Origin of the sequence: Anaplasma phagocytophilum (genome assembly GCF_023476575.1) — a bacterium.
GTDB lineage: Bacteria > Pseudomonadota > Alphaproteobacteria > Rickettsiales > Anaplasmataceae > Anaplasma > Anaplasma phagocytophilum_A.
Genome location: NZ_JAHLEX010000121.1, coordinates 1 through 2,981, shown reverse-complemented (window position 1 = coordinate 2,981; position 2,981 = coordinate 1). Strand labels below are relative to the sequence as shown.

Below are 2,981 nucleotides of genomic sequence, written 5' to 3'. Positions count from 1 at the left end.
CTGTAGTAGCAGAAGAGGCGACAGGGAGTGGCAGCGAAGAAGGAAGAATCCTGAACCTATGTGAGCTGAAGAGAAAAAGCACAGGGGAGCTACTGGCAATAGCAGAAGAGCTAGGAGTAGTCAGTAATGGCAGGATGCTGAAGCAAGAGATAATATTCCAGCTGATGAAGAGGGTAATCAGTGAAGGAGGGGTGGCGATAGGTGGTGGCGTAGTAGAAACGTTGCCAGATGGTTTTGGATTTTTAAGATCAGCGGAAGCAAATTATGCAGCAAGTAGCGACGATATATACATATCGGCTGGTCAGATAAAGAAATTTAACTTAAGAACGGGTGACATAGTAAGTGGAGAGATACGTGCACCTGGAGATAAGGAAAGGTATTTTACCTTAGTTAAAGCATACAGCATAAACTACACGGAGATAGGCAAGCTACAGAGGTATGTGCACTTTGACGATCTGATTCCGGTATACCCAGAAGATAGAATATTGCTTGAGTGTAATAAGGGTACTGGGAGCGAGAAGAAAGATATAAGCATGCGTGCTATAGACATAATAGCGCCACTAGGAAAGGGGCAGCGTGCGCTGATAGTCGCGCCTCCGAGGGTTGGTAAGACAGTGATCTTGCAGCAGATTGCGCACTCTATAGCAGTGAATCACCCCAACATGGAATTGATAGTGCTTCTGATAGGTGAAAGGCCAGAAGAAGTTACAGACATGTTGAGATCTGTAAAAGGTGAAGTTGTAAGCTCAACATTTGATGAACCTGCATACAGGCACGTACAGTTGGCAGAGATAGTGATAGAAAGAGCTAAGCGGATGGTGGAGCACAAGAAGGAAGTAGTGATACTTTTGGACTCTATCACAAGATTAGCCAGGGCATATAACGAGGTAATGCCATCATCAGGAAAGGTACTGACAGGTGGTGTAGATTCTAATGCGCTACAAAGGCCTAAGAGGTTTTTTGGAGCAGCTAGGAATATAGAGAATGGAGGATCGCTAACAATAATAGCGACTGCCCTAATAGAGACAGGATCGAAAATGGATGAAGTGATTTTCGAGGAGTTCAAGGGTACAGGAAACTGCGAGATAATACTTGATCGGAAGATAGCAGATAAGAGAATATACCCAGCGATAGATATATCTAAGTCTGGAACAAGAAAGGAAGACATGCTGATAGAATCAGCGCTCCTGAAGAAGGTATGGTTGCTAAGAAGGCTGCTATCAGCCATGGGGCCAGTTGAGGCTATGGAGTTTCTGAGAGATAAGCTGAGTATGGCGAAGGACAACAACGACTTTTTTGAAATGATGAACAGCTAACAGTTATCTATACAGGTAAGATTAGGCGTAACGATGGCTGCAGCATCGTTTGGTTTTTGTACCTTAAGAAGTAGAGAGTTTAGTTAGCGCTAGAGGTAGAGGTTCTTTCAATCAAGTAAGTTCCTAGTGGTTCTCTGGTCTTGGAGCACAGAATAACTTTCACGAAACCCTTAGACTCCTCCGAGGCAATAGTCTTACTATTGCAGCTAGCACGTGAGATACCAACTTTTATCTCTAAGCCTCGGGTTTAGAGGTGTCGTTGGTCAATTGTCTACACAGGACTGAGTATACTGCAGGCTGCAGCACCGATGGGGTCTTAGTACTTGGAAAGACTGGGTATGATTAGCTATCCAGAGGTTCTTTCCAAGCAGAGAGTATTGCGGAGTGCATCATCTCAGAGAGTGTAGGGTGAGGGAATATGGTATGAGCGATATCCAGATCTGTAGCTTCAAGTTGTCGCCCTACTAGGTATCCGTTGATCATCTCTGTAACTTCACTTCCGAGCATGTGAGCTCCTAGTAGTTCTCCGGTCTCAGAGCACAGAATAACTTTTACGAAACCCTCAGATTCCCCCGAGGCAATAGCCTTACCATTGCAGCTAGCACGTGAGATACCAACTTTTATCTCTAAGCCTTGGGCTATAGCGGCATCTTCAGTCAATCCCACGCTAGCAATCTGAGGAATCGAATAAATACAGCTAGGTATATTATTTTTATGTAGAGAGGAGGGTACCGTCGATATACGACCGTCTTTTTTAGCAATACCCTCAACGCAAATCACAGCTTCATGACTAGCTTTATGCGCTAAACATGGAGGTCCTGCCACATCTCCGATGGCGTATATTCCAGGCTCCGATGTTTGGCACATATCATCTGTGATGATAAAGCCCCCCTTATCAAGTTGTACTTTAGTATCTTCCAAGCCCAGGTTGCTGGAATTAGGAACAATACCTATGGCGCAAATTACTCTTTCAAATGAAGAAGTTACAGTATCTTTTGTGCCACTATTAACGATCTGAGCTGTAATGGAAGACGCACTTTGGACTAGATCCATAACTGAGCAAGCAGTAAATATATCTACTCCCTGGTTTTTCAATATCTCGTGCATAGACAACGATATGTCACGATCTTCCAATGGCAGAATTCTATCTTGCATTTCTACAATAGTAACTTTACTACCGAGGGTGCTGTAGAAACTGGCAAACTCAATACCAATTGCGCCACTACCAATGATCAAGAGAGATTTAGGCAACGTTTCAGGAAGCATGGCATCTTTGGATGACCAAAGCAATTTTGTATCTAAATTGGTAGCAATTCTCGGTCTTCCACCGGTAGCAAGTATTATATGCTTAGCAGAGAGAGTATTCTTTACTCTATCATTATCGACATGAATTTCCCCTTCACCGGCAATACGCGCGCATCCCTTATACAGCTTAACGCCGTTCTTTTTCATGAGCGTGGACACACCACAGCTCAGCTTAGCCACAGCGTCCCTAGAGTGTGCTACGATCGACGGAATGTCTACTTCTACATCTCCCGTAACTTTAATACCAAAGGAACTAGCAGACAGGATCTTTTTATATAACTGTGCAGATTTCAGCAAAGCTTTTGTAGGAATGCAACCCCAATTTAGGCACACGCCTCCCAGGTTGTCTTCACGCTCCAC

At 44.1% G+C, this 2,981-nt stretch carries 2 protein-coding genes; one reads left to right on the top strand and one right to left on the bottom strand.

Annotated features, from left to right (window positions below):
* Positions 1-1,316 (top strand): transcription termination factor Rho (rho, locus tag KPX09_RS04915; RefSeq protein ID WP_249549250.1); only part of this gene is annotated, 1,316 nt, incomplete at its 5' end.
* A 342-nt stretch (positions 1,317-1,658) separates the two neighbouring features.
* Here rho and lpdA read toward each other — a convergent pair.
* The coding region (gene lpdA / locus KPX09_RS04910; RefSeq protein ID WP_249549249.1) for a dihydrolipoyl dehydrogenase at positions 1,659-2,981 on the bottom strand (1,323 nt) is incomplete at its 5' end.